Below are 23957 nucleotides of genomic sequence, written 5' to 3'. Positions count from 1 at the left end.
GGCGACTTCGCGCCCCTGTCGTTTCGAATCGTCGTAGCGATCCCGCCGACTTGACCGATTCTGCGGGGAGGCGGGTGGGTTGGTGCCACCCGCCCGGCTTGCCTATCATGGCGGGTTCCCCCGGCCGAGACATTGGCCGGTTTGCGCAAAGTTTGCACCCGGCGGATGCATGACGAGTCAGGAACGGATCGCGATCGTTGGATGGGGTGGAGTTTTTCCCGGCGCGGCAGATCCCGATGCCTTCTGGAGGCTGGTGGCCGCCGGGCGAGATGCCGGCCAGACCGTTCCACGCGGGCGCTGGGCGCTCCCCGCCGAGATGGCGCACGCCCCCGGCGACCTGCAGGCCGATCGCGTCTATTCGAACTGGGGCTGCTTCGTCGAAGGCTTCGAATTCGATCCGACCGGACTGCGACTCGATCGCGACTTCCTGGCCCGGCTCGATCCTCTCTGCCACCTGGCCCTGCATGCGGCCCGCGCGGCCTTTCGGGCCGGCGGCTGCGAGGCGGTCGATCCGTCCCGGATCGGAGTCATCCTCGGAGCGATCGCCCTGCCGACAGAGTCGACGTCGGCCTGGGCCCGGGACGTCCTGGGGCGGCAGATTGCCAAACGAGTCTTCTCGCCTGGACCAGCGCCGTGGTCGCCGGCAAACTGGCACCCGCGGAATCGGTTTGCCGCGGGGCTCCCCGCAGCGCTCGTGGCCCGGGCGCTGGGACTCGGCGGCACGGCGTGGACGTTGGATGCCGCGTGCGCGTCCTCGCTCTATGCCCTCAAGTTCGCCGTCGATGAACTCCAGTCCGGGCGGCTGGATGCCGTGCTCGCCGGCGGCCTTTCCCGTCCCGACTGCCAGTACACGCAGATGGGCTTCGGCCAGTTGCAGGCATTGTCGCGACGCGGACGCTGTGCACCGTTGAGCGCTGCGGCAGACGGTCTGGTTGTCGGCGAAGGGGCTGGCGTCTTTGTCCTCAAACGCCTGAGTGATGCCATTGCGGCCGGCGATACGATTGCGGCGACACTTGCCGGGATCGGCATATCGAATGACCGCGGCGGGAGCCTGCTCGCTCCCCGGACCGAGGGGCAGTTGCGGGCGATGCAGGCGGCCTATGCTGCGGCCGGCTGGCAGCCGGAGTCGGTCGAACTGATTGAGTGCCACGCGACGGGAACGCCTGTCGGCGACGCGGTAGAAATTGAGAGCGCACATCAGCTCTGGCACGGGCGTACCGGACGGGCGGTGCTGGGGTCGGTGAAGTCCAACGTCGGGCACCTGCTGACCGGCGCGGGTGCGGCCGGGATGCTCAAAGTTCTGCAGGCTCTGCGGCACGAGACGCTGCCGCCAACCGCGAATTTCGCCGGACCCGCAACGGGCCTGCAGCGCGCCGGCAGTCCGTTCCGTGTGCTGGCCAAGGCGGAAGACTGGGAGCGGCATCGGGATGGTTCGCCTCGACGGGCGGCGGTGAATGCGTTCGGCTTTGGCGGAATCAACGCCCATGTGCTGGTCGAGGAGTGGAATCTCGCGACGGAGGCTGCGCTCGCACCGCGACGCACGCAGTCCCCCGGCTTTCGCGTCGATCCGCCGGCCGTTGCGATTGTCGGCCTGGCCGCTCGTGTCGGGACGGCGGAGTCGGCGGATGAATTTCTGGCGGAGCGGCTTGGACGTGTCTCATTCGTTGATACCCAGCCGCGGTGGTGGGGCGTCGAGTCGTCGGAGCGCGTCGACGGGGCAACGCTGCCGCGGTTCAGCGGGATCGCTGAGACGGAGATTCCGCTGGGAGAGTTCCGGATTCCGCCGCTCGAAATCGCCGACATGCTGCCGCAGCAGCAATGGATGCTGCAGGTGGCGGCGGAAGCCCTGGCGGATGCCGGGCAGCCGCGAACGCTGGAAAACCGGACGGGAGTGTTCGTCGGGATCGAGCTCGATCCGAACACCACCAACTTTCACGTGCGGTGGATGCTGGAACCTCTGGCCCGGCAGTGGGCGGACCAGCTCGGGCTGGAGCTGAGCGAAGAGCAGTTTGTGCAATGGGTCGCCGAGCTGCGCGAGCGATTCAGTCCGCCCCTGACGCCGAACCGGGTGATGGGGAACCTGGGGGGGATCGTCGCCAGCCGGCTGGCACGCGAGTTCGATGTCGGCGGACCCTGCTTCACGATCTCGGGGGAAGAAACTTCGGGCCTGCATGCGCTGGCGGCGGCGGTATCGCAATTGCAGACCGGGCAACTCGATCGGGCGCTGGTCGGCAGCGTCGAATTAGCGACGGACGTCCGCATCGTGCTGGCGGCGCTCGCCGACGGCGTGTCGCCCGAGAAGCGTTTCGTCGATGCATCGGTCGCGCTGATACTCAAACGAGTCGACGACGCGGTCCGCGACGGAGACCGGATTCATGCGGTGATCCGTGAGATCGACCGGGGCGAACCAGAGCCGGTGGCTCAGACCGCAGCGCGAGACCCTGCTCCCATTTACGCCGGTGCGGCGACCGGAATGCTCGAACTTCTGAGCGGCGTGCTCTACTTGTCTCGCGGGCTTCTCCCCGCCGGCAGCGGAACCGCGCAGCCCTGGCTCAGCGACCGGCGGAACGGGCCGCGGCAACTGGCCGTGACGACCACGCCAACCGACGGACCGTCCATACGCGTGCTGCTTGAGGAGGGGCCGATCAGCAGTACGCTCGCTGATTCTCTGGTTCGCGGGGTGGCTGGGGTCGAGTCTTCGAGCCCCCAGCCTCTCACCCACGGACTGGGAGCCGCCCAGACCGGCCGACCCCAGCCACCCCACCATTCTGCCATCAGCGCCAACTGCATCGTGAGAACCGTCCTCGGGCAGGGGCTCTTCGCCTTCGGCGCGACCGATCGAGACACGTTGCGTCAGTCGCTGGGGAACTGTGAATCCCTCCTGGAGACCAACCATTCAATCGATCGGTTGGCGCGCCGCTGGTGGTGCGAGCATCGATTCAATCCGGAGTCGCCGGTTGCAGCCGCGATTGTCGCTCGCGATGTCCAGGAGCTGCGATCCGCTTTGAGCGGCTTGCAGCGTCGACTGGCGGGCGAGTCCTTGCCGAATGATTCACGGTTGCGAGTCTGGCTGCGCAAAACCCCCGCGGCCCCAGGCGAGCTGGCGTTCGTCTTTCCCGGTTCGGGCAATCACTTTCTCGGGATGGGGCGCGAACTCCTCGCAGCGTTTCCTGAGATCCTGCAACGGCAGCACGCCGAGAACGCAGAACTCCGGGGACAGTATCAGCCCGATCTGATCTGGAATGGCCCTTCGACCGAAGCTCTGGGCCGCGATCATAAGGCGATGATCTTCGGGCAGGTGGCGCTGGGGACTGCGCTCTGCGATCTGCTGGCGGAGTTCGGAATCCGGCCTCAGGCCTCCATCGGCTATAGCCTGGGGGAATCCGCGGCGTTGTTCGGCCTGAGGGCCTGGCGGGATCGCGATGAAATGCTGCAGCGGATGCGGCGCTCGCCCCTCTTCGGCAGCGATCTCGTCGCTCCATTTGACGCCGCACGTGCAGCGTGGAAACTTCTCGCCGGGCAACCGGTGCCGTGGTTGTCGGGCGTCGTAGATCGCTCTGCAGACGCCGTGCGATCCGCGCTGTCAGGTCTGGAGCGGGCTTATCTGCTGATCGTCAATACGCCGGGACAGTGCGTCGTCGGGGGCGAGCGAACGCATGTCGACGAACTGATCCGCCGGCTCGGGGCGACGTTCGTGCCGCTGGCGACGCCCAGCACGGTCCACTGTCCGGTTCTCCGCCAGGTTGAGCCCGCCTACCGCGAACTGCATCGGATGCGGACGACTCCCCCCGCGGGCGTGCGGTTCTACAGCACGGCGTGGGGACGTGCGTACGAACTGAACCACGAGTCCGCGGCCGAGGCGATTGTCGCTCAAGCCGTCGACACGATCGATTTTCCTGCAGTCATCCGCCAGGCGCACGCGGACGGCGTGCAACGGTTCCTGGAGATCGGTCCCGGCGCGAGTTGTACGCGGATGATCGAGGCGATCCTCCCGGAGACGCCCGTCTGGTCCGGAGCGGTCTGCCCGGCGACCTCCGATCCGCTCGGCGTGTTTCTGAATGCGTTTGGACAGTTGATGGTTGAGGGCGTCCCCGTCGACCTGTCGCCGCTCTATGGGCCGCGAACGCTGAAGCCGTCGGTAACGCGGACGATTCGTACGCCGGTGGGTGGTGCGCCGTACGAGGCTCCGCCGCTGCCAGCGATTCCAACTCGTCGGCCAGTCGTCGAACGGGACTTGTGTGCCACTGGCGGCTTGCCGCCAGTGCGACCGGCTGTTGACGAGGTCCGGGCGGACGAGCCGCCCGTGGCACACGGAGCGCCCATGGAATCAAAAGACTCTGGCAACGGCGCTGGCGTCGCTTCGGATATCGCTGATCTGTTGGGGGACGACTTCGTTCATCCAGCCGCTCCGATCGGCGATTTTCAATTGTCCCAGCCTGTTTCATCGATGCCCGCGGGCGTCGTCGAGGATCTCTCCGTGACTGCACCTGTGCCTCAGCCGCTACCGTCTGGACTTTCCGCCGTCGCCGCCCCGGATCGCGCCGCGGCACTGCAGATGCTGAGCGATCTGGTCTCGGCCCAGGCCGCCGCGCATGCCGCCTATCTGCAGGTCGCCCGCCAGACGTTCGACCTCGCCGCAGCCGAACTTGCACGCCAGTCGACGATCGTCGCCGCGCCGCCGACAACTTCATCGCAAAACGTAGGGTGGGTCGAGTCTTCGAGGCCCACCATTCAGACGATCAAGGATGGCGAACCTCGCGGACTCGACTCACCCGACATGGGAGCTGCAGCGAACGACGACTTGCCTCGACCGGCACCCATCGACGATCCAGCGGCCGGCCGGCACAGCCGGCCCAACGTCTCTGCGATACCCGATACCCGATACCCGATACCCGCACCGCCCGCCTGGGACTCCCCCCAAACCTCGCCCCGGTCCCTCAACCGCGAGCAATGCCTCGAGTTCGCCATCGGCAAGATCGGTCGCGTTCTTGGGGAGCAGTTCGCGGCGATCGACGAATTCCCCACGCGCGTCCGGCTGCCGGACGAACCGCTGATGCTCGTCGACCGGATTCTGGAAATCGACGGCGAACCCCTCTCGATGACCTCGGGACGCGTGGTGACCGAACACGACATTCACCCGGACGCGTGGTATCTCGACTGCGGCCGCATTCCCACGTGCATCGCCGTCGAATCGGGACAGGCCGACCTGTTCCTCTCCGGCTGGCTGGGGATCGATCTGCATGCGCGCGGCAAGGCGGTCTACCGACTGCTGGACGCCGTCGTCACCTTCCATCGCGAACTCCCCGGCGCCGGCGAGACCATCCACTACGACATCAAAATCAATCACTTCTTCCGCCAGGGGGAGACGTATCTCTTCCGGTTCGAGTTCGACGCCACCGTCAATGGCGAACCGCTGCTGACAATGCGCGAAGGCTGCGCCGGATTCTTCTCCGAGGCCGAACTCGCCGGCGGCAAAGGCGTCATCCACAGCACCCTCGACAAACGCCCGCAACCAGGCAAGCTCCCCCCCGACTGGTCGGAACCCTGCCCGCTCGCCCCCGAAAGTTTCTCCGACGTCCAGCTCGCGGCGCTGCGTCGCGGCGATCTCGCCGCTTGCTTCGGCCCCCGCTTCAGGAACCTGCCGCTGCACCATCCCGTCACGCTGCCGGACGGGCGCATGCGGCTCGTCGATCGCGTGCTCTCGATCGAGCCCGGCGCCGGCAAATACGGTCTCGGCGTGATCCGGGCCGAGATGGATATCCACCCCGACGACTGGTTCCTGACCTGCCACTTCTGCGACGACCAGGTCATGCCCGGCACCCTCATGTACGAGTGCTGCCTCCACACCCTGCGCATCTACCTCCTCCGCCTCGGCTGGATCGGCGAAGCCGGACAGATCGCCTACGAACCAATCCCCGGCATCCGCAGCCGCCTCAAGTGCCGCGGCCAGGTCGTCGCCTCAACGCAAAAGGTCTGGTACGAGGTGACAATCAAGGAGCTGGGGTATGGGGGAGTTGAGAGTGGAGAGATGAGAGTTGAGAGTCAGAAATGCATTTCAGAGCAGACTCCCTTCTGCCTCGCCGACGCCCTCATGTACGCTGACGGCAAGCCGATCGTCGAAATCACCGACATGTCGGTCCGACTGACCGGATTGACCCGCGAGGCAATTGAGGCGCTGTGGCGCGGAGTTGAGAGACGAGAGTTGAGAGTTGAGTGTCAGACGGAGACTCCATCTGATTCCGGCTCTTCCTCTCAACTCTCAACTCTCAACTCTCAACCGCCGGCAAAGCCCGCCCTCTTCCCCACCGACCGCATCACCGCCTTCGCCATCGGCAAACCCTCCGACGCCTTCGGCGACCGCTACAAAGTCTTCGACAGCGAACGAAAAATCGCCCGGCTGCCCGGCCCGCCGTTCCAGTTTCTGGACCGGATCGTTTCCATCGAAAACTGCGAAGCCTGGAAACTCGAAGCGGGCGGCGTCATCGTCGCCGAGTACGACGTCCCCCCCGACGCCTGGTTCTTCGCCGCCAATCAACAGCCCCGAATGCCGTTCGCCGTCCTGCTCGAAACCGCCCTGCAACCCTGCGGCTGGCTCGCCGGCTATCTGGGCTCCGCGCTCACCAGCGACGTCGATCTCTCCTTCCGAAATCTCGGCGGCACGGCGACGCAGCATCGCGCAGTCACGGCGGACTCGGGAACGCTGGCCACGACGGTCAAGATCACCCGCGTCTCGCAGTCCGCGGGAATGATTATCCAGCACTTCGACTTCGACCTCCGCTGCAACGGCGAATCGGTCTATGCGGGGAACACCTACTTCGGGTTCTTCTCGAAGGCGGCCCTCGCCAATCAAGTCGGCATCCGCGACGCGAAACGCTTCGAGCCGAGCCGACTCGACCTGCAGCAGGCCGAGAGTTTCCCCGTGCCGACGACCGCCCCGTTCGCCAGCGAACGGTTCCGGATGATCACCCAGGTCGACCAGTTCGCAGCCGACGGCGGTCCGCATCGGCTCGGCTTCGTGCGCGGTTCCGTCCATGTCGATCCGGACTTCTGGTTCTTCAAAGCCCACTTCTACCAGGACCCGGTCTGGCCCGGTTCGTTGGGGCTGGAATCGTTCCTGCAGCTCATGAAAATCTACGCTCAGCGCCGCTGGAACCTCGGGCCGGACGCCGTGTTTCAGACCGTCGCTCTGAATCAGCCGCACGAGTGGATCTACCGCGGTCAGGTGATTCCCCGCGACCAGGCCGTTACCGTAGACGTGGTCGTCACCGACGTCGACGACGCCGCCCGCCTCGTCACCGCCGCCGGCTTCCTGGTCGTCGACGGCCGGGTCATCTACGAAATGAAAAAATTCACGCTGCAGACGGTGAAAGAGTTGAGAGTTGAGAGTTGAGAGCCGGAAACGGGAAGAATTGCGATTTCAACGCAACTGACAACTGACCAATCACCAATCACCAATCACAAAGAACCAATTACCAACTCCATGAAATACCAGCGCGTCTTCATCGAAGCGATCGGTTACGAGCTGGCGCCCGTCGTGGTCACCTCGGCGGAGCTGGAGCAGCGCCTCGCGCCCCTCTACGAGAAGCTCAAGATCCCCGTCGGGCAGCTCGAAGCCTGGACCGGAATCACCGAACGCCGGTGGTGGGAGACCGATCAGACGCTGACCGACGGCGCCACCGAAGCTGCCCGGCGGGTGCTGGAACAGACACGCGTCGCCGCTCGCGACGTGGAAGTCCTGATCTACGCCGGCGTCTGCCGCGAACGCTTCGAACCGGCCACAGCCTGCGGCGTCGCGGCCAATCTCGGCATCAGCCCCGACGCGGCGGTTTACGATGTCAGCAACGCCTGCCTCGGCGTGCTGAACGGCATGCTGGAGATCGCCAACCGGATCGAGCTGGGGCAGATCCGCGCCGGCATGGTGGTCTCGTGCGAGTCGTCTCGGGAAATCGTCGAATACACGATCCAACGGTTGCTCGAAGACATGAGCATGGAGTCGTTGACCCAGTCGCTGGCCACGCTGACGGGGGGCTCCGGGGCCGTGGCGGTCCTGATGACCGACGGCTCGTTCGGCCGGGAGAACGCCCACCGCCTGCTCGGAGGGGCCATCAAGTCCGCTCCGGAGCATCACGGGCTCTGCACGTGGGGCTTCGAGTCGACGCTCCCGGCGGCGGTCGATCGCGTCGGCAACCTGCTGCCGTCCGCCGTCACGCAGACCCGGCTCGGCAATCTCGTGCCGCAGCTCATTCAGCAGAAGGTCAGCGGCCTGCTGCCGGCCCGGCTGTCGCACGCGTTTACACAGGTGATGCAGACCGATTCGATTTCGGTCCTCAAGTTCGGCGTGGAGCTGGGGCACAAAACGTGGCAGTCGTTTCTGTCCCGCGTGGGGCTGGCGCCCGAACAGATCGACAAGGTGATCTGCCACCAGGTCGGCAAGGGGCACCGCGATCAAGTGCTCAAGTCGCTGGGAATCCCCGTCGACCGCGACTTCTGCACGTATCCATACCTGGGAAACATCGGCACCGTCTCGCTGCCGATCACCGCGGCCATCGCCGACGAACGGGGTTTCCTGCAGAAGGGTGACCGCGTCGCCCTGCTGGGGATCGGCAGCGGGCTCAACTGTATGATGCTGGCAGTCGACTGGTAGGCTTTGCGTTCTGACGTGCGGAAAGAGACAACCACGAATTGCACGAATGAACGCGAATGAATGGGAAGAGTGTGAACCACGGAATGCACTGAGGGCACGGAGAGAGCAGGAAACGAGTGGCTGAGTGGCTGGCGTCGGAGTCTTCGACGACCCAGTCTCCTGAATCACCGGCATCGATTCTCGAACAGTGCGTCTTTTCGTCGTGTCCCCTCTCCCGCTGTCTTCAGTGGGAGAGGGCCAGGGTGAGGGTCTTCGAAGATGTCGGGCTGTCGTCCACGGAGAACAGACGACGCGTCACATTCGTGGCCGGTGATTGAGGTGGTCTCACTGGCGCCGATTCGTCGAAGACTCCGCCCCAGCACCCCAATGTTCGACCCGAGGATCAACGAGGAGTAACGCCATGTGGTCCCGCCTGCTGTGCTGCCTGCCCATCTTCCTCGCGTGCATCATGCCCCTTTCCGCCGCCGACCGGCCGAACGTGATCGTCATCCTGTCCGACGACATGGGTTACTCGGACCTCGGCTGTTACGGCGGCGAGATCAACACTCCGAATCTGAATGGCCTCGCCGCAAATGGCCTGCGGTTCTCGCAGTTCTACAACACCGGCCGCTGCTGCCCGACGCGGGCCTGCCTGCTGACGGGACTCTATCCCCATCAGGCCGGCGTCGGCCACATGACGGAGGACCGGGGCCATCCCGGCTACAGCGGCGGGCTCAACGAACACTGCGTCACCATCGCGGAAGCCCTCCGCCCGGCCGGCTACGCGACCTACGCCACCGGTAAGTGGCACGTCGTCCGCAACGATCAGGTCAAACCGGAAGGCCCGAAACACAACTGGCCGCTGCAGCGCGGGTTCGACCGGTTCTACGGCACGATCACCGGCGCGGGCAGCTTCTACGATCCCGGCACGCTGACCCGCGACAACACGATGATCTCCCCCTTCGCCGATCCCGAGTACAAGCCGGAAACGTACTACTACACGCACGCCATCAGCGACCATGCCATCCGGTTCGTAATGGAGCATCGCCAGCAACAGGCCGACAAACCCTTCTTCCTGTACGTGGCCTACACCGCCGCCCACTGGCCGATGCACGCGCTGGAGGCCGACGTCGCCCGCTACCGCGGCAAATACGATGCGGGCTACGAACCAATTCGCAAACGGCGGTTTGAACGACTGCGAGAACTGGGCCTGATTCCTCCCACGGTCGAACTCAGTCCGCAGACAGGAGACTGGTCTCGCCAGGAGTACCCGGAATGGGAAGCCCGCTGCATGGAAGTCTATGCCGCCATGATCGACGCGATGGACCAGGGGATCGGCCGCATCGTCCAGACCCTCCGTGAGCAGGGGCAGCTTGATAATACGCTGATCTTCTTCCTGCAGGACAACGGCGGCTGCCAGGAGACCGTCGGCCGGAAAGCCCGCGAGGAAACGATGCATCCCGTCATCGCCGCCGACGCCGTCCGGCTGGACGTGATTCCGGCCCAGACTCGCGACGGCCGGCCCGTGGTGATGGGGCCGGGACATCTGCCCGGCGGTCCCGATACCTACATCGCCTACGGCCCCGACTGGGCCAACACGAGCAACACCCCGTTCCGTGAATACAAACACTTCGTGCATGAAGGGGGCATTTCCACTCCGTTGATCGCTCACTGGCCGCAGGGGCTGAAACGAACGAACGAGATCGAACATCAGCCCGGACACCTGATCGACCTGATGGCCACTTGCATCGACGTCGCCGGGGCGAAGTATCCGACCGAGCGAAACGGGCAGCCCGTGACGCCGCGCGAAGGAGTCAGCCTGCGCCCTGCCTTTGCGGGAAAGTCGCTGGACCGCCCGCAGCCGCTGTTCTGGGAGCACGAAGGGAACCAGGCGATCCGCGACGGCCAGTGGAAGCTGGTCGCCAAAGAGAACCGCCCCTGGGAACTGTATGACCTGGCGACCGATCGATCCGAGTTGCACGACCTCGCGGACGCCCATCCCGGCCGCGTTCAGCAGATGTCGGCCCGCTGGAATGAATTGGCGGCGCGGGCCAGCGTCCTGCCTCTCGGCGGCTGGCGGACAGGCTCAAAGACCAGGGCCGCTCGCAGTCCTCGCAAGTCGTTCGAGCTGAAGGCCGGCGACGCGTTGAAAGGAGCCGACGCCCCCGACATCGAAAACAGACGCCTGGAGATCGTCGCCCGCTACTCCGCCGAACGACCCGCCGGCGTACTCCTCGCCCAGGGCGGCAGCGCCCACGGTTATGCCCTCTGGTTCGACGACGGCAAGCTGCACGTCGGTCTCCGCCGAGGCAACAGGCTGAGCGAACAGGTCATCGCCGCCGAATTCGGCGGCGAACACACGCTGTCTGTCGTCCTGGAGACCTCTGGCAAGCTGTCCGTTACCCTCGATGGTCAGCCCTGCAAAACGGGCAAACTGCCGGGCGGCGTCCTCTCGCAGCCCGCGGATGGTCTGCAGGTCGGCCGCGACAGCGGCGGTCGCGTCGGCGAATACACGGGCCCGTCGCCGTTCGCGGGAAAAATCGAGTCGATCCAGTTGAAGCTCGGCGAATAGATCCCGAAGTCGCGTCTCGTGCAGATGAGATCTGACATCGGGTGGCTGGGGTCGGCCGCCTTGGGCCGCCCCCAGCGAGGTCGCAGGAAGCGGCGGCTCGAACGCTCGATCCAGCCACCCCGTTACTGGCCCCCCCTCAGTCTTTCTCGGCAGCACTGATTCGCCGGCCGGGCTTGCCGTCGTCCTTGTAGAGGACGATCGCCGGTTTCCCCGCAGACGTCAGCGTCATCCGCGGCCATCCCCGTTCGTGCAAGGCAATCATTTCCGCAGAAAACTGACTCCGCGGGATGCCGTCGGGATCGAGCATCATCAGATGCGGATGATCGTTGAGCAGGAACATCTTAAGGCGCACATTCCCCTTCGAATCCCGCAATGTCAGTTCTTCCAGGTCGAGTTTGCGAGGGAGATCGACCGCGCCCATCAGAAATGCCAGCAGCCCGGCGGCCCCCAGAGATAAGGCAGCCGTCCGCCAGCGGCGCTGAACACGCTCCAGCTTCCCGATCCGAGTTTGCAAATCTTCCAACGGTGACAGCGAAAGATCAGGCACTGGATGTCTCCCTCGGAACTGCAGCGGAACCGCCCCGGCGAACTGGAAACCAGTCTCTGTTGAACCTCCCCACGATCCGTGTTCATTCGTGCGATTCGTGGTTGTCTCTTCCGAATTTACACAGTCTCAACCAACAACCCCGGTGCGCGGTGCACCCATTCGCCTCCCAGCATCGTGCCGACGATTCGGTTCCCCGGCGCAAAGAGGTCCCGTTCCGGATGCGTGAACGCCGGATCGTCCAGCGCCACGATCGCCAGGTCCGCCCGCTTGCCGGGCGCCAGCGAGCCGCAGCTCTTGCCGCGTCCCAGCGCCCGCGCGCCCGACTGAGTTGCCAGGTACAAGATTTCGAGCGCCGAGACGTCGGAGAACTGGGCCTGCAGAAACTGCAGCTCCGCCCAGAAGTCCAGATCCGGATTCGACGCCCGGCTGTCGGTCCCCAGTGCCACCGAACCGCCAAGGTTCAGCAGCCGGAGCCACGGGTGCGGCGGATGCCCGAACGCCGCGTGCGTCCGCGGACAATAGACCAGTGTCACGTGCGGATTCTGAGCCAGAAACACCAGGTCCTCTTCGGTCAGGTAGTTCCCGTGAATGGCCAGCCCGTGGTCCGCTTCGGACAGCAGCTCCAGAAACTCCCGCGGCGAACGCCCTCCGAAAAGCCCTTCCTCCCAGACGCCGAACTGCTGCAGCAGGTCGCGGAACTCGCCGTCGCCCGATTTGAGCAACTGCAATTCTGCGGCCGTCTCGGCCACATGGATGGCGACCGGGATGGTTCTGTGCTGCGCGGCCCGCTGAACGATGCGGCGGCAGAGTTCGGGATGGACGCTGTAAGGAGCGTGGGGACTCCAGCCCGGGGTAATTCTTCCGTCGAATTCTGCCCAACGGCCCAGATGGGCTTCCGCAATCGTTACCAGTTCGACAATCCGGTCCGGATCGAGCCCGAGCAACTCCTGAAACACGACCGCCTGCGGGCCCTTCGCATAGTCGTCGGGTTTCCAGCCGGCCGTGGCGATCTCCCCCGCCAGCGTCACCCCGGATTGCAGGCAGGCATTCAGCCCCTGACGGATGGCGGAAGCGACGCCGTCCGGATGGGAACGCCGATAGCCGACGACGGCCCGAATCCAGTCGGTGAAAGGGAGGAACGGCTGCAGCGGCTGCGTCAGGTCGGAGAATTCCAGGTGGGTATGCGCGTTGACCAGACCCGGCACGATCGCCACGTTGCCGAGATTAACCGCGTCATCCGGCGCGTGCCGCCAGATCCGGAGCAGCTTTCCGCCGGCAATCTGGACGGCCCCGTTCTCGACGGGCTCGCCCACTGCGGGGAGGATCCAGCGGGCCTGGTACGTGATCGGGGCAAAAATCATGCGGGGGGCATTCTCCAGATCAGGGCAAGAGTGCGGGACGATTCTACACCCGTCACCACAAGTCGTCGCATCCAACGAAAACGCCCTCCGGTCGTATCGGGGAACCAGAGGGCGTTCGGAATCTCCTGCCGCAGACTCCAACCAACGTCACCGGGAAGTAACGGTCTGCGGGCGGGGTTCGCGCACCAATTCTTCCGGGAGCGACGCCAGATGGCGTTCGACGAAGCGGATCGCTTCCTCGACCTGATCGGCCTGAATCAGCACGAGATCGCCCGGCTGCATCTTGCGCAACACGATTTCGATGGCGATCATCTCGCCGCGAGTTTCGTCGACGTGCCGCAGACGCGTCCCCTTCTGCAGACCTTCCCGCATCAGACGAATGACCTCGCCGTCCGCCCGGCCCCGCGTGCACTGATCTTCGTAAAGAACCAGCTCGTCGAAGCCCTGGGCGATCAGCTCCGCCTGGCGGATGATGTCTTCATCCCGGCGGTCGCCCGCCGCGGTGTAAACGATCAGCCGGCGTTCGTGCGGCAGAAACTGAAAGGCATCGAGCAGCGCCAGCAGGGCCGATGAGTTGTGGCCGTAGTCGATGATGATCGTCGTGCCACGGAACTGCACGCAGTTAAAACGGGCCGGGACGCGCTGGGCGTTGTTGATGAACGATTCCAGTCCCAGCCGGATGACTTCGATCGGAATGCCCAGATTCCACGCGGCCGCAGTTGCCGCCAGCGTGTTCTCGACCTGAAAACCGATCAGTCCGCCGAACGTGAGCGAAACCGACTGCAGCGCGACGATCTTCGCTTCCCAGCGACCTTCCGCCGCGAAGATGGCGTTCTGTTGCACGAAGACCACTTTGCCGCCGCGCTCGCGATGGGCCAGCAGGGCGGGGTGGTCGGCCTTGCGGGCAAACAGCACCACCTGACCCGGACAATACGCGGCCATCGCGGCCGTCAGCGGGTCCTCGGCATTCAGCACGGCGCAGCCGTGCGGGGCGACGCTTTCGACAATCACCCGTTTGACGCGGGCAAGTTGTTCAAGAGTGTCGATCCCGTTCAGCCCCAGGTGATCGCCTTCGCCGATGTTGGTGACGACCGCGACGTCGCACTGATCGAAGCCGAGCCCTTCCCGCAGGACGCCGCCGCGGGCGGTTTCCAGCACGGCCGCTTCGACCGCCGGATTGGCGAGGACGGTGCGGGCGCTCTTCGGGCCGCTGCAGTCGCCGGTGTCGATTCGGCGATCGTTCAAGTAAACGCCGTCGGTGCACGTCATGCCGACCCGCTTGCCGAACGTCCGCAGGATGTGGGCGACCAGGCGGGTCGTGGTCGTCTTTCCGTTGACGCCCGTCACGGCGACGACCGGAATCCGTCCGTTCGAATCGGGTGCGAACATCGAATCCACGATCGCTTCGCCGACCGGACGTCCCTTGCCGGACGATGGTTCCAGATGCATCCGCAGTCCGGGAGCGGCGTTGATCTCGATAATCATCCCCCCCTGGTCCTCCAGCGGGCGGCTGATGTCCGAAGCGACAACGTCAATGCCGGCGATGTCGAGCCCAACCATCCGCGCCGCTTCAACGCACCGCGCGGCAACTTCCGGGTGGACGAGATCGGTGGCGTCCGCGGCGCTCCCGCCGGTGCTGAGGTTGGCGTTGCGACGCAGCAGAACAACCTGGCCGGCGGCCGGAACCGCCGAAACCGACAGCCCCTGGCTGGCCAGCACCGCGTCGGCAATCTCGTCCAGCGGAATCTTGCTCAGCGGAGTCGCGTGATCCTCCCCCCGGCGGGGATCGAGGTTCGTTTCCGCGACCAGCTCGGCGATCGTCCGACGTCCGTCACCCATCACCTGCGGCGGTTCGCGGCGGGCGGCGGCGACCAGCTTGCCGTCGATGATGAGCACGCGGTAGTCGGCTCCGGCGGCGAACTTCTCCACCAGAACTTCGTCCTCTTCCTCGCGGGCGGCGGCGTAAGCGCGCTGCACCTGCTCGCGGGTCGTCAGGTTCACGGCGACGCCGCGCCCCTGATTGCCATCTTTCGGCTTGACCACGACCGGCAGGCCGATTTCCTGGGCAACCTGCCAGGCGTCCTCGGCATCCGACACGGGACGGCCGGCAGGAACGGGAACGCCGATGGCCCGGAGCAACTGTTTCGTCAACTCCTTATCCTGCACGATCGCTTCAGCGACGGCGCTGGTCCGATCAGTTTCGGCGGCCAGAATGCGATGCTGCTGGCAGCCCTGTCCGAGCTGGACGAGGCTCCGCTCGTTCAGCCGCCGAGCCGGAATGCCCCGGGCCTGCGCGGCCCGGACAATCGAGCCGGTGCTCGGTCCGAGCCGGATGTTCTGGTCGAGCGAGCGCAGTTCATAGACCGGGCCTTCGACGTCGAACTCGCGGCCCTCAACGGCCGCAGCAAGCAACTGCAAAGCGGTCTGCAGCGCCATCCGTCCGACAGGCTCTTCCCGATACTGCACCGCAAGTTTGCAGACCCCGTGCTCCTGCATTTCGGAGACTCTTGCAAATTCGACCAGGGACCCTGCCGCATTTTGCAACGCGAGCGCTGCCGAGGCCAGCAGGTCGGCCAGTGCGAGCCCTGTCGACGCGGGAGACGTCCGAATCGCCTCGTGCTCGTGAGTCTGCGCCGTGCGCAGCACCGCCGGGAACAGCCGCCGCAGTCGGTCCCGCAGTGTCTTCCATTGAGTTGTCGAAAAGTCGCCTTCAGCGCGGAAGTCTACGACGACTTCCAGGACGGTCGCCCGCGTCCAGATGTTTGGACCGCGCAGCGTACGCGTCGTCTTCAATTCCATGATCGTTCCTTGGTCGGACGCGATTCGAACTTCGTGACCGGACTGCGGGAGTGCCGTCTGGCATCCGCCGCTCAATGGGCTGAGAGTTGCTCAACCGTCTGTCCCTGCGAGCCCCCGGACTGGCGGGGAATCCATCGCGAAGCTGGAGTTGCGTCGATAATCCTCTATGGTGTCTCTGCGGTTGTGTGACCCGGGCCTGAGCGGTGCAGAATCTGCCAGGCCGTTCTTTCAGTTCGCACTGAACGCAATCGTCGTGCCGTTGGCTCCGCCCACGGTCGCCGCATCGGGAACCAATCGTTCCATCCCCGCCAGCAACCGGATCTTGCGCACCGTCTGCGAAATGCTGGAGGACTGCACGACGAGCAGCTCTCCCCGTTCCAGACTGTTCCACGCCACGTCCACTGCAGCATTCCACTCCAGGAGTTCTTCGATACGTTCGGCCCGCGGTTCCGGCCCGATACCCTGTCGAAGCAGTTCGATCACTTCTCCAGCCCGCCTCAGACTCCCCCGCTCAAACTCGCACAGATACACGCGGTCGAATGCCGCTCCCAGCAACTGACCCTGCGTTTCGATATCGGCGTCCCGCCGATCCTCTTCAACCGAGTAGACAATGCTCCGCCGGGCATTGGGAAATCGGTTCAGCGTGGCGATCAGCGCCTGCAGCGCCGACGCGTTCCGGAGGTCCGTGACCACCAGCGTCTTCCCCGCCACTTCCAGAACATTGAAACGGGCGGGATCGTCCATCAGATTTCCGCTGAACGCCCGCAGGCCGGCCCGGATGAACTCCAGATCGATTCCCAGCCCCCACGCGGCGGCGGCTGCCGCCAGGACATTCTCGACCTGGAATTCTGCCCGACCGCCATGCGTACACGGAAGTTCGGCCACGGCGACCAGCGGCCGTCGATCCGGTCCGTCGAAAAATGTCACCACGCCATCCAGCAGCGCGACAGCCTTGCGACCGGCGGACCGGTGCCGGGCCAGAACGGGCTGTTCCGGATCCATCGCGAAGAAAATCACGCCGCCGGCGCACAGCGATTCCATTTCCGCCACGACCGGATCGGCGGCGTTCAGAACCGCCGCCCCCGTCGGTCGAACGACATCGACCGGCGTCCGTTTGACTTTGAACATGTCTTCGGCGGTGTGGATGTCGTACGCGCCGAGATGGTCGCCGCCGCCGATGTTGGTGACGACGGCGACGTCGCATTTGTCGAAGCCAAGCCCCTCCCGCAAAATCCCGCCCCGCCCCGCCTCCAGCACGGCGGCGTCGACCAGGGGGTTGAGGAGGATGTTGCGGGCGCTGCGCGGACCGGCGCAGTCCCCGGTTTCGATGATGCGGCCGTCGACGGAGATGCCGTCGCTGCAGGCCAGCCCCACCGTTCGCCCCGCCAGCTTCAAAATGCCGGTCAGCAGGCGGGAGACTGTGGTCTTGCCGTTGGTTCCGGTGACGCAGGCAATGGGGATGCGTCCGGTTTCTCCTTCGGGGAACATGGTGGCGACGATGGCTTCGCCGACCGGCCGGGGCTTGCCTTCGCTGGGGCGGAGGTGCATGAGCAGGCCGGGGCCGGCGTTGACTTCGACGACAACGCCCCCCTGTTCTTCGAGGGGCTGGGAGATATTGGTGGCGACGACATCGAGCCCGGCGATGTCGAGCCCGACGACGTGCGCGGCGAGGACCGCGTGTTCGGCGACGGAGGGGTGGACGTCGTCGGTGACGTCGTGGGAGAGGTTGTCGTTCCGCCGGACCAGAACTCGCGCTCCGCGTCGCGGAACGCTCTCCGGACGCATGTCCTGGCGGTCCAGCTCCGTCAGCGTCATGAGGTCCAGCAGCACCGGGTTCAGGGGGCACATTTCGTCATCGCCGCGGCGCGGATCGGAATTGATCTGCGATTCGATCAGTTCGGCGATGGTCTGCTGGCCGTCGCCGATCACGACGGCGGCGTCGCCGCGCGCCGCCGCAACGAGCTTGCCGCCGATGACCAGCAGGCGGTGCTCAGCGCCGGGGGCAAACTGCTCCACCAGCACGCCGGAACCTTCTTTCAGGGCCTCGTGGTAGGCGCTGGTGACCTGGTCCCGGCCGGTCAGATTCATGAAGACGCCGCGGCCGTGATTGGCGTCGAGCGGTTTGACGACGACCGGTCCTTCGATTTCCTCGGCGGCGGCCCAGGCGTCTTCCGGACTGTCGACCTGCCGGCCTTCGGGGACCGGAATGCCCGCGGAACGGAGCATGACCTTGGTCAAGTCCTTGTCCTGGGCGATCGATTCGGCGATCGCGCTGGTCCGGTCCGTTTCGGCCGTCCAGATTCTGCGCTGGTTGACGCCGTGGCCGAGCTGCACGAGGCTGCCGGCGTTGAGGCGGCGGACCGGAATTTCGCGCGCCCGAGCCGCTTCGACAATGGCCTGGGTGCTCGGACCGAGGCAGACCTTGTCGGCGAGCTCCCGCAGGGGCTTCAGTTCTTCGGCAATGTTGAACGGGAGGTCGTAGACTGCGGCCAGGCAGAGTCGACGGGCGGTCTCCAGGCAGGCTCGCGCCAGGGACTCTTCCTGGAATCGGATCGCAACCTTGTAGACGCCTTCGACTTGCGTCTCGCGGGCTCGGCCGAAGCCGACTGGCGTGCCGGCCAGCGTCTGCAGCTCCAGCGTGACGTGCTCCAGGATATGGGCAAGGTAGGTTCCCCGGCGCAGTCGCTGAAAGAATCCACCCCGTTCGCCGATGCTGCAGCGATGTTCGATCATTGTCGGGAGCCAGGCCATGAGCCGGTCGTTGAATCCGGCGATCTGTTCCGACGAGGTGTCCTTCAGCGGGCCGAGATCGACCCAGACTTCCAAGGCCGGCTGGCGGGACCAGATATTCGGGCCGCGGAGGGTGAGGACGCGAAGAATTTCCATAGCGGGCGGTTCGGCAATCGGGAGAGGCGGGCAGACGGAGGTTGCGCGCCGGTGCGGGATCTCTTACAGTTGACAGGAAGGGCCGGGAGGTTTCACTGGGGATCACGGAATCTCTCGGCGATGTCAGCCGGTTCCGGATTCAGCGGGCTCAGATCGGGAGAGCTTGATCCCAGCCGGGGGGGGCGGCCGCGTCAGGCGTACCCTTGCGGCAGATGGGGCGGACGGAGCGTCAGCGGGTGTTGCAGCATGATGGCCTGTGGTAAACCCCTGGGGACGAATCGGCCGCAGCCGATCGATCGGGCACAACATCCATGCGACCCACGGCACCTATTATTACGGCCCGATGCAGCCGACTCCATGATAATTTCCCCTGCGAATCGGTTTCCGCGTGAGTCAATGGCGGCGACCCCGCTTAATCGCTGCGGAAGGTGCCGATGGATTGCATCGCCGAGACGATTTTCGCACTCTTCCAGTCTGAGCCGACTGCTCTTGCTGCAAGTCTTGGCGAACCGGAATTTCGAGTTGTGAACTCGATGCGAAAGGCTGTCTTAAGTCTCGACACCGAATTCGGTTGCGAATTTCTCTCACTCTGGCCGAAGGTCGCCGGGCCTGGTTCGGCCGGTTGAAGTCGCGGCCGGCGCGGGAATTCCGAAGACGGTTGTCCGCTGGTCGCCGGAAAATCCTGGAGGGCTGCCCGTATGAGAATTCCGAATGAGAAAATCACCGCCGCCCGGGAGCACTTTCTGGCGTCCGACCCGGCGATGCACGGTCTGATGCTCCGGGTGGGACCCTGCACGCTCAAACTGCATCGCGACCGATTTGATCTGCTGGTTCGCAGCATTATCTCGCAGCAGATTTCGACGAAAGCCGCCCGGTCGATCCGGCTGAAGCTGCTGGCGGATCTGCAGGTGCAGCAACTCGATCCGCAGGTACTGATCCGGGCCTCCGATGCGGCGCTGCGCGGCGCCGGGCTTTCCGGGCAGAAAGTGGCCTACATTCGCGACCTGGCGGATCATGTGTTATCGGGTCGGTTGCCGCTGAATCGGCTCGGGCGTTATTCCGACGCGGAGGCGATCGACCGCCTGACGGAAGTGCACGGGATCGGCAAGTGGACCGCCCAGATGTTCCTGATCTTTGCGCTTGGGCGGCTGGACGTCTTTCCGGAAGCGGATCTGGGGTTGCGGTCGGCGATGCGCGAGCTCTACGAGTTGGCGGAGACTCCCGGCTTGAAGGAGAGCCGGGAGCTCGCCGCCCACTGGTCGCCTTATGCGACGCTGGGGACCTGGTATGCCTGGCGGCTTTCCGATCTGAAGAATGATCCCGGCCAAGCCGCTACGGTTTATCCCGTTTGATGGACGGCCAGAATCCGGGAGAGCGTTTCCGTTTTCAACGCCGAGATCAATGGGCGCCGCACACCGCGAGGCCGCTGACGGGGGCGCCATTGACGGTCGGGTCGACGCGGCGTTCCCGCGGCCCGGATTCGGCTTCGGGGGGCGTGATGCCAGCTTCGCGCCACACGCGGTGAACCATGGCGCGGGAGACCCCGAGCGTCTGCGCGAGGAGCCGCGTCGTCCAGCGGCGGCCGTGCGTGGGTGGCTCGTGAAGCGTCGTCTCGATGATTTTCGACTCGACGCTGCGGCGGATGGTCGGCTTGCGACCGCTGCGTCGCGGAATTCGGGTCACTTCTTCCATGCCCCCCCGGTCAAAGCGGGTTCGCCAGCGCCAGACCGTTTTTCGAGAGACTCCCAACGTCGACGCAATTTCTGCCGTGGCAAAACCCTTTTGCGAGAGCAGAACGATTTTTGCCCTCAGGGCTGTCGTCGGATTGTCGGAGTCGGCCAATTGTTCGAGCTGCGCACAATCAGTCGTCTTCGCAGGTTCCATGAACACCTCCTTCGTTCTGTTTGAAACACCCCGAATCACCAAAGGTGTCGGAAAAAGTTTTTGCCGGGCACGTAAGGTGTTGCGAGGTCTCGATCTTCGGCTTGACCTGTCTCAGAATCCGGGGCATTGGCCGGCTCCCTGATCCCGGGCGTGCGGGCAACCGAGCGTGAAGGACGCTGGCGATTGACGGAATTGGGTCGTCGACGCGTCACTGCCCAGATTTCTGGCACGCCTGCCGACGCGATCGGAAACCGGACGGTCCGCCGCCGGTCCGCCCTGCGTTTTCTGCTGGGAGTACCGCGTGGAATGCCGCGTCGCCGTCGTGGATCGCCGCAAGTCCGGTTTCGGCTATCCGAATCTTCCGCCCTGCGGAGTCGACGGTCTGCCCGATCGGGCGTGGTCCTTGCAGTTCAAGGTCCAGCGAGACCCGTCGCAATGCGTCTTTGAAGCGTGTGCGCCCGTCCGATCCACGGAACTGCGTTCCCCGCCAGAAAGGTCTGCAGGATGCCTGATTCGCCGTTTTTGCTGACAGCCTGGAGCCGGGTGGTGCTGTGCTGTGGCGTGCTGGCGGCTGCGGTCGGGTGCGGGGGGTCGACTGCAGCGACTCCGGCGCCGTCGGCATCAAGAACGGCGGCGGTTGGGGATGCGGCTGCACTGCTGGCCAAAGAACAACTCGATCTGGAGAAAGACGAGCTGAAGCTGGGCTTCATCAAGCTGACCGACTGCGCTCCGATTGTGATCGCGAAGGAGCTTGGCTACTTCGACGACGAAGGGTTGTCGGTCACGGTCGAAGCGCAGGCCAACTGGAAAATTCTGCTCGATCGCGTCATCAGCGGCGAGCTCGACGGGGCGCACATGCTGGCGGGCCAGCCGATCGCCGCGACGGTCGGGTTCGGCACGAAGGCGCACATCGTCACGGCCTTCAGCATGGATCTGAATGGCAACGGCATTACCGTTTCCAAGTCAGTCTGGCAGCAGATGCAGGAAGCGGATCCCAAACTGGATTCCCCGACGCCGCCGCATCCGATCACCGCCGCCGCGTTGAAGGTCGTCGCCGACCGGCAGAAGGCGGCCGGAGATCCTCTCAAGCTGGGAATGGTGTTTCCGGTCTCGACGCACAATTACGAACTGCGGTACTGGCTGGCGGCGGCGGGCATCCATCCGGGCTTCTATACCGCGGACGACACGCGCGGCGTGATCGACGGCGACGTGCTGATTTCGGTGACGCCTCCCCCGCAGATGCCGGCCACGCTCGAAGCCGGCACGATTCAGGGTTACTGCGTCGGGGAGCCCTGGAATCAGCAGGCGGTGATGCGAGACATCGGCGTGTGCGTGGTGACCGATTCCGAGATCTGGAAGAACAACCCGGAGAAAGTGTTCGGCGTGACGAAGGAGTGGGCCGGGAAGCATCCACAGACCCATCTGGCGGTGGTCAAGGCGCTGATCCGGGCGGGAAAGTGGCTGGATGCGGTGGACGAGAAGGGGGAGTTCCTGAATCGGAAGCGGGCCTGCGAGATCCTGGCCCGCAAGGACTACGTCGGGGCGGACTACGATGTGATCGCCAACAGCATGACGGGAACATTTCTATTCCAGTCGACCGACCGGCAGGAGCAGAAGGACTTCAACGTCTTCTTCGAGGGTTTTGCGACTTATCCGTACTACAGCGACTGCATCTGGTACCTCACGCAGATGCGGCGCTGGGGGCAGATCGACGAGCCGCGGGACGACGCCTGGTATCACGAGACGGCGAAGTCGATCTACCTGCCCGAAATCTATCGGCAGGCGGCGCAGTTGCTCGTCGACGAGGGGCAGTTGACGACGGACGACGTTCCCTGGGATACCGACGGCTACAAGTCCGCGACCAGCGAATTCATCGACGGCATGGAATTCAACGGGCGCCGGCCGCGGGAGTATCTCGCAAAGTTTCCGATCGGCCGCAAGGACTGAGCGGGGCGGGCAGGGCTTCAAATGATTCCCAGTCACTCAGAGGGAACCGCGAGACCATTATGAAACAGTTTCTCATCAACGGTCTGCAGTTGACGGGCTTTTCGGCGTTCGAACCGGTCGTCCGGTTGTGTGCGGGGGAGAATCGTCCCGAGCAGGTCCGCAAGATCACGCAACTCCTGGTGATGCCGGCGGTGGCGTTTCTGATGTTTCTGGGGCTCTGGACGATCGGGGCCGCCAGCGTCGAAACTCGCTTCGGGAAGATCCCGAATCCGCGGCAGGTGTGGGTGGCTGGTCAGAGTCTGTTCGCCGCGCATCGCGAGACGGTGCAGCAGCGAGCGGCGTTCTACGTCGAGCGGGATGCCAAGGTTCGCGTGCATACCGCCAAGGCGGCGGAAATGCGGGCGGCTGCTGCGGTTCCTGCCAATGCAGCGCTGAAGGAGCGACTGGAAAAGAATGCGGTCAAGCAGGACGAACTGGCGTCCAGAACCGCCCGTCGCAAGTTTTCGGGGAGTCCCTCCTATCTCGATCAGATTCTCACCAGCCTGAAGACGGTCTTCACGGGGTTTGTGCTGGCTTCGCTGGTGGCGATTCCGGTGGGCATTCTGTGCGGACTCAGCCCGACGTTCATGGCCTGCGTGAATCCCTTCATTCAGATCTTCAAACCGGTTTCGCCGCTGGCGTGGCTGCCGATCGTGATGATCGTGGTCGGCGCCGTCTACACGACCGATCCCTCGGAAGCGTGGTTCGAGAAGTCGTTCATCAGCTCGGCGTTGACTGTGGCGCTGTGTTCGCTCTGGCCGACGCTGGTCAACACGGCGCTGGCGGTGGCTTCGATCGACAAGGATTACATCAATGTCGCCCGCGTGCTGCGGCTGGGACCGGTGACGCGCGTCTTCAAGATCATTCTGCCGGCGTCGCTGCCGCTGATGTTCACCGGACTGCGGATTTCTCTGGGGGTCGGCTGGATGGTGCTGATCGCCGCCGAGATGCTGGCGCAGAATCCGGGGCTGGGGAAGTTCGTGTGGGACATGTTTCAGAACGGTTCCAGCGAGACGCTGGCCCAGATCATGGTGGCGGTCTTCACGATCGGCATCATCGGATTCCTGCTCGACCGCGTGATGATTGTCTGTCAGAAGCTCGTCAGCTTTGACTCCGCTGTGTCGGCGTAGTGGATTGCCATAGGGTGAGGGAATAGCGAGTAGCGAATAGGGAGTAGCCAGACAAAAGAGGCCGTATCGACGCGACTTCCTCTGGCCATTCCCTACTCCCTGTACCCTCTCTTGAAGCACCCCGTCAATGTCGCGGTGACAAAGCAGTCACGGACAGGATTCCTCTCTT

11 protein-coding genes are annotated in these 23957 nt (G+C 64.7%); 6 read left to right on the top strand and 5 right to left on the bottom strand.

From position 1 onward, the window contains the following. The first annotated feature begins 169 nt into the window (after positions 1-169). The 3 genes from SH412_RS19165 (at position 170) to SH412_RS19155 (ending at position 11195) form a co-directional block, all read left to right on the top strand. Positions 170-7390 (top strand): beta-ketoacyl synthase N-terminal-like domain-containing protein, encoded by a 7221-nt coding sequence (locus SH412_RS19165; RefSeq protein ID WP_336519622.1) that lies wholly within the window; start codon positions 170-172, stop codon positions 7388-7390. Positions 7391-7480: 90 nt separating this feature from the next. Next, positions 7481-8644 (top strand): 3-oxoacyl-ACP synthase III, encoded by a 1164-nt coding sequence (locus SH412_RS19160; protein ID WP_336519621.1) that lies wholly within the window; start codon positions 7481-7483, stop codon positions 8642-8644. A gap of 400 nt (positions 8645-9044) precedes the next feature. Next, complete coding sequence (locus SH412_RS19155) at positions 9045-11195, top strand: arylsulfatase (protein WP_336519620.1); 2151 nt, start codon at positions 9045-9047, stop codon at positions 11193-11195. A gap of 136 nt (positions 11196-11331) precedes the next feature. On the opposite strand, the gene SH412_RS19150 is transcribed toward SH412_RS19155, so the two are convergent. The 4 genes from SH412_RS19150 to cphA (SH412_RS19135) all read right to left on the bottom strand — a co-directional run bounded on the left by SH412_RS19150 (position 11332) and on the right by cphA (SH412_RS19135) (position 18788). Next, positions 11332-11742 (bottom strand): hypothetical protein, encoded by a 411-nt coding sequence (locus SH412_RS19150; protein WP_336519619.1) that lies wholly within the window; start codon positions 11740-11742, stop codon positions 11332-11334. A gap of 116 nt (positions 11743-11858) precedes the next feature. After that, a complete protein-coding gene (locus SH412_RS19145; RefSeq protein WP_336519618.1) occupies positions 11859-13103 on the bottom strand; it encodes an amidohydrolase family protein in 1245 nt (414 codons plus the stop codon). A 147-nt stretch (positions 13104-13250) separates the two neighbouring features. Then, positions 13251-15902, bottom strand: coding sequence for a cyanophycin synthetase (gene cphA, locus SH412_RS19140; RefSeq protein WP_336519617.1), 2652 nt, complete (start codon positions 15900-15902; stop codon positions 13251-13253). Positions 15903-16130: 228 nt separating this feature from the next. Further along, positions 16131-18788 (bottom strand): cyanophycin synthetase, encoded by a 2658-nt coding sequence (gene cphA / locus SH412_RS19135; protein ID WP_336519616.1) that lies wholly within the window; start codon positions 18786-18788, stop codon positions 16131-16133. A gap of 698 nt (positions 18789-19486) precedes the next feature. Here cphA (SH412_RS19135) and SH412_RS19130 point away from each other — a divergent pair. Beyond that, on the top strand, positions 19487-20140 hold the full coding sequence (locus SH412_RS19130) for a DNA-3-methyladenine glycosylase family protein (protein WP_336519615.1): 654 nt from the start codon (positions 19487-19489) through the stop codon (positions 20138-20140). 46 nt (positions 20141-20186) lie between these two features. On the opposite strand, the gene SH412_RS19125 is transcribed toward SH412_RS19130, so the two are convergent. Next, positions 20187-20672 carry a helix-turn-helix domain-containing protein gene (locus tag SH412_RS19125; RefSeq protein ID WP_336519614.1) on the bottom strand — a complete coding sequence of 162 codons (486 nt, stop codon included), beginning with the start codon at positions 20670-20672 and terminating at the stop codon, positions 20187-20189. A 504-nt stretch (positions 20673-21176) separates the two neighbouring features. Between SH412_RS19125 and SH412_RS19120 the strand changes: the two genes are divergently transcribed. Both SH412_RS19120 and SH412_RS19115 read left to right on the top strand, forming a co-directional pair. Continuing rightward, entirely contained in the window at positions 21177-22619 is a 1443-nt protein-coding gene (locus SH412_RS19120; RefSeq protein ID WP_336519613.1) for a CmpA/NrtA family ABC transporter substrate-binding protein, read from the top strand. A gap of 59 nt (positions 22620-22678) precedes the next feature. After that, a complete protein-coding gene (locus tag SH412_RS19115) occupies positions 22679-23788 on the top strand; it encodes an ABC transporter permease (protein ID WP_336519612.1) in 1110 nt (369 codons plus the stop codon). The last annotated feature ends 169 nt before the right edge of the window (positions 23789-23957 follow it).

The sequence above is a fragment of the Planctellipticum variicoloris genome (assembly GCF_030622045.1).
GTDB classification, from domain to species: Bacteria; Planctomycetota; Planctomycetia; order Planctomycetales; family Planctomycetaceae; genus Planctellipticum; species Planctellipticum variicoloris.
Note: the sequence above shows the minus strand (reverse complement) of the source record. Positions and strands in the feature narration are given on the sequence as shown.

Coding starts and splice junctions, on each gene's coding strand:
- SH412_RS19165 (WP_336519622.1), top strand. CDS start 170: ATGACGAGTCAGGAACGGATCGCGATCGTTGGATGGGGTGGAGTTTTT.
- SH412_RS19160 (WP_336519621.1), top strand. CDS start 7,481: ATGAAATACCAGCGCGTCTTCATCGAAGCGATCGGTTACGAGCTGGCG.
- SH412_RS19155 (WP_336519620.1), top strand. CDS start 9,045: ATGTGGTCCCGCCTGCTGTGCTGCCTGCCCATCTTCCTCGCGTGCATC.
- SH412_RS19145 (WP_336519618.1), bottom strand. CDS start 13,103: ATGATTTTTGCCCCGATCACGTACCAGGCCCGCTGGATCCTCCCCGCA.
- cphA (WP_336519617.1), bottom strand. CDS start 15,902: ATGGAATTGAAGACGACGCGTACGCTGCGCGGTCCAAACATCTGGACG.
- cphA (WP_336519616.1), bottom strand. CDS start 18,788: ATGGAAATTCTTCGCGTCCTCACCCTCCGCGGCCCGAATATCTGGTCC.
- SH412_RS19130 (WP_336519615.1), top strand. CDS start 19,487: ATGAGAATTCCGAATGAGAAAATCACCGCCGCCCGGGAGCACTTTCTG.
- SH412_RS19125 (WP_336519614.1), bottom strand. CDS start 20,672: ATGGAACCTGCGAAGACGACTGATTGTGCGCAGCTCGAACAATTGGCC.
- SH412_RS19120 (WP_336519613.1), top strand. CDS start 21,177: ATGCCTGATTCGCCGTTTTTGCTGACAGCCTGGAGCCGGGTGGTGCTG.
- SH412_RS19115 (WP_336519612.1), top strand. CDS start 22,679: ATGAAACAGTTTCTCATCAACGGTCTGCAGTTGACGGGCTTTTCGGCG.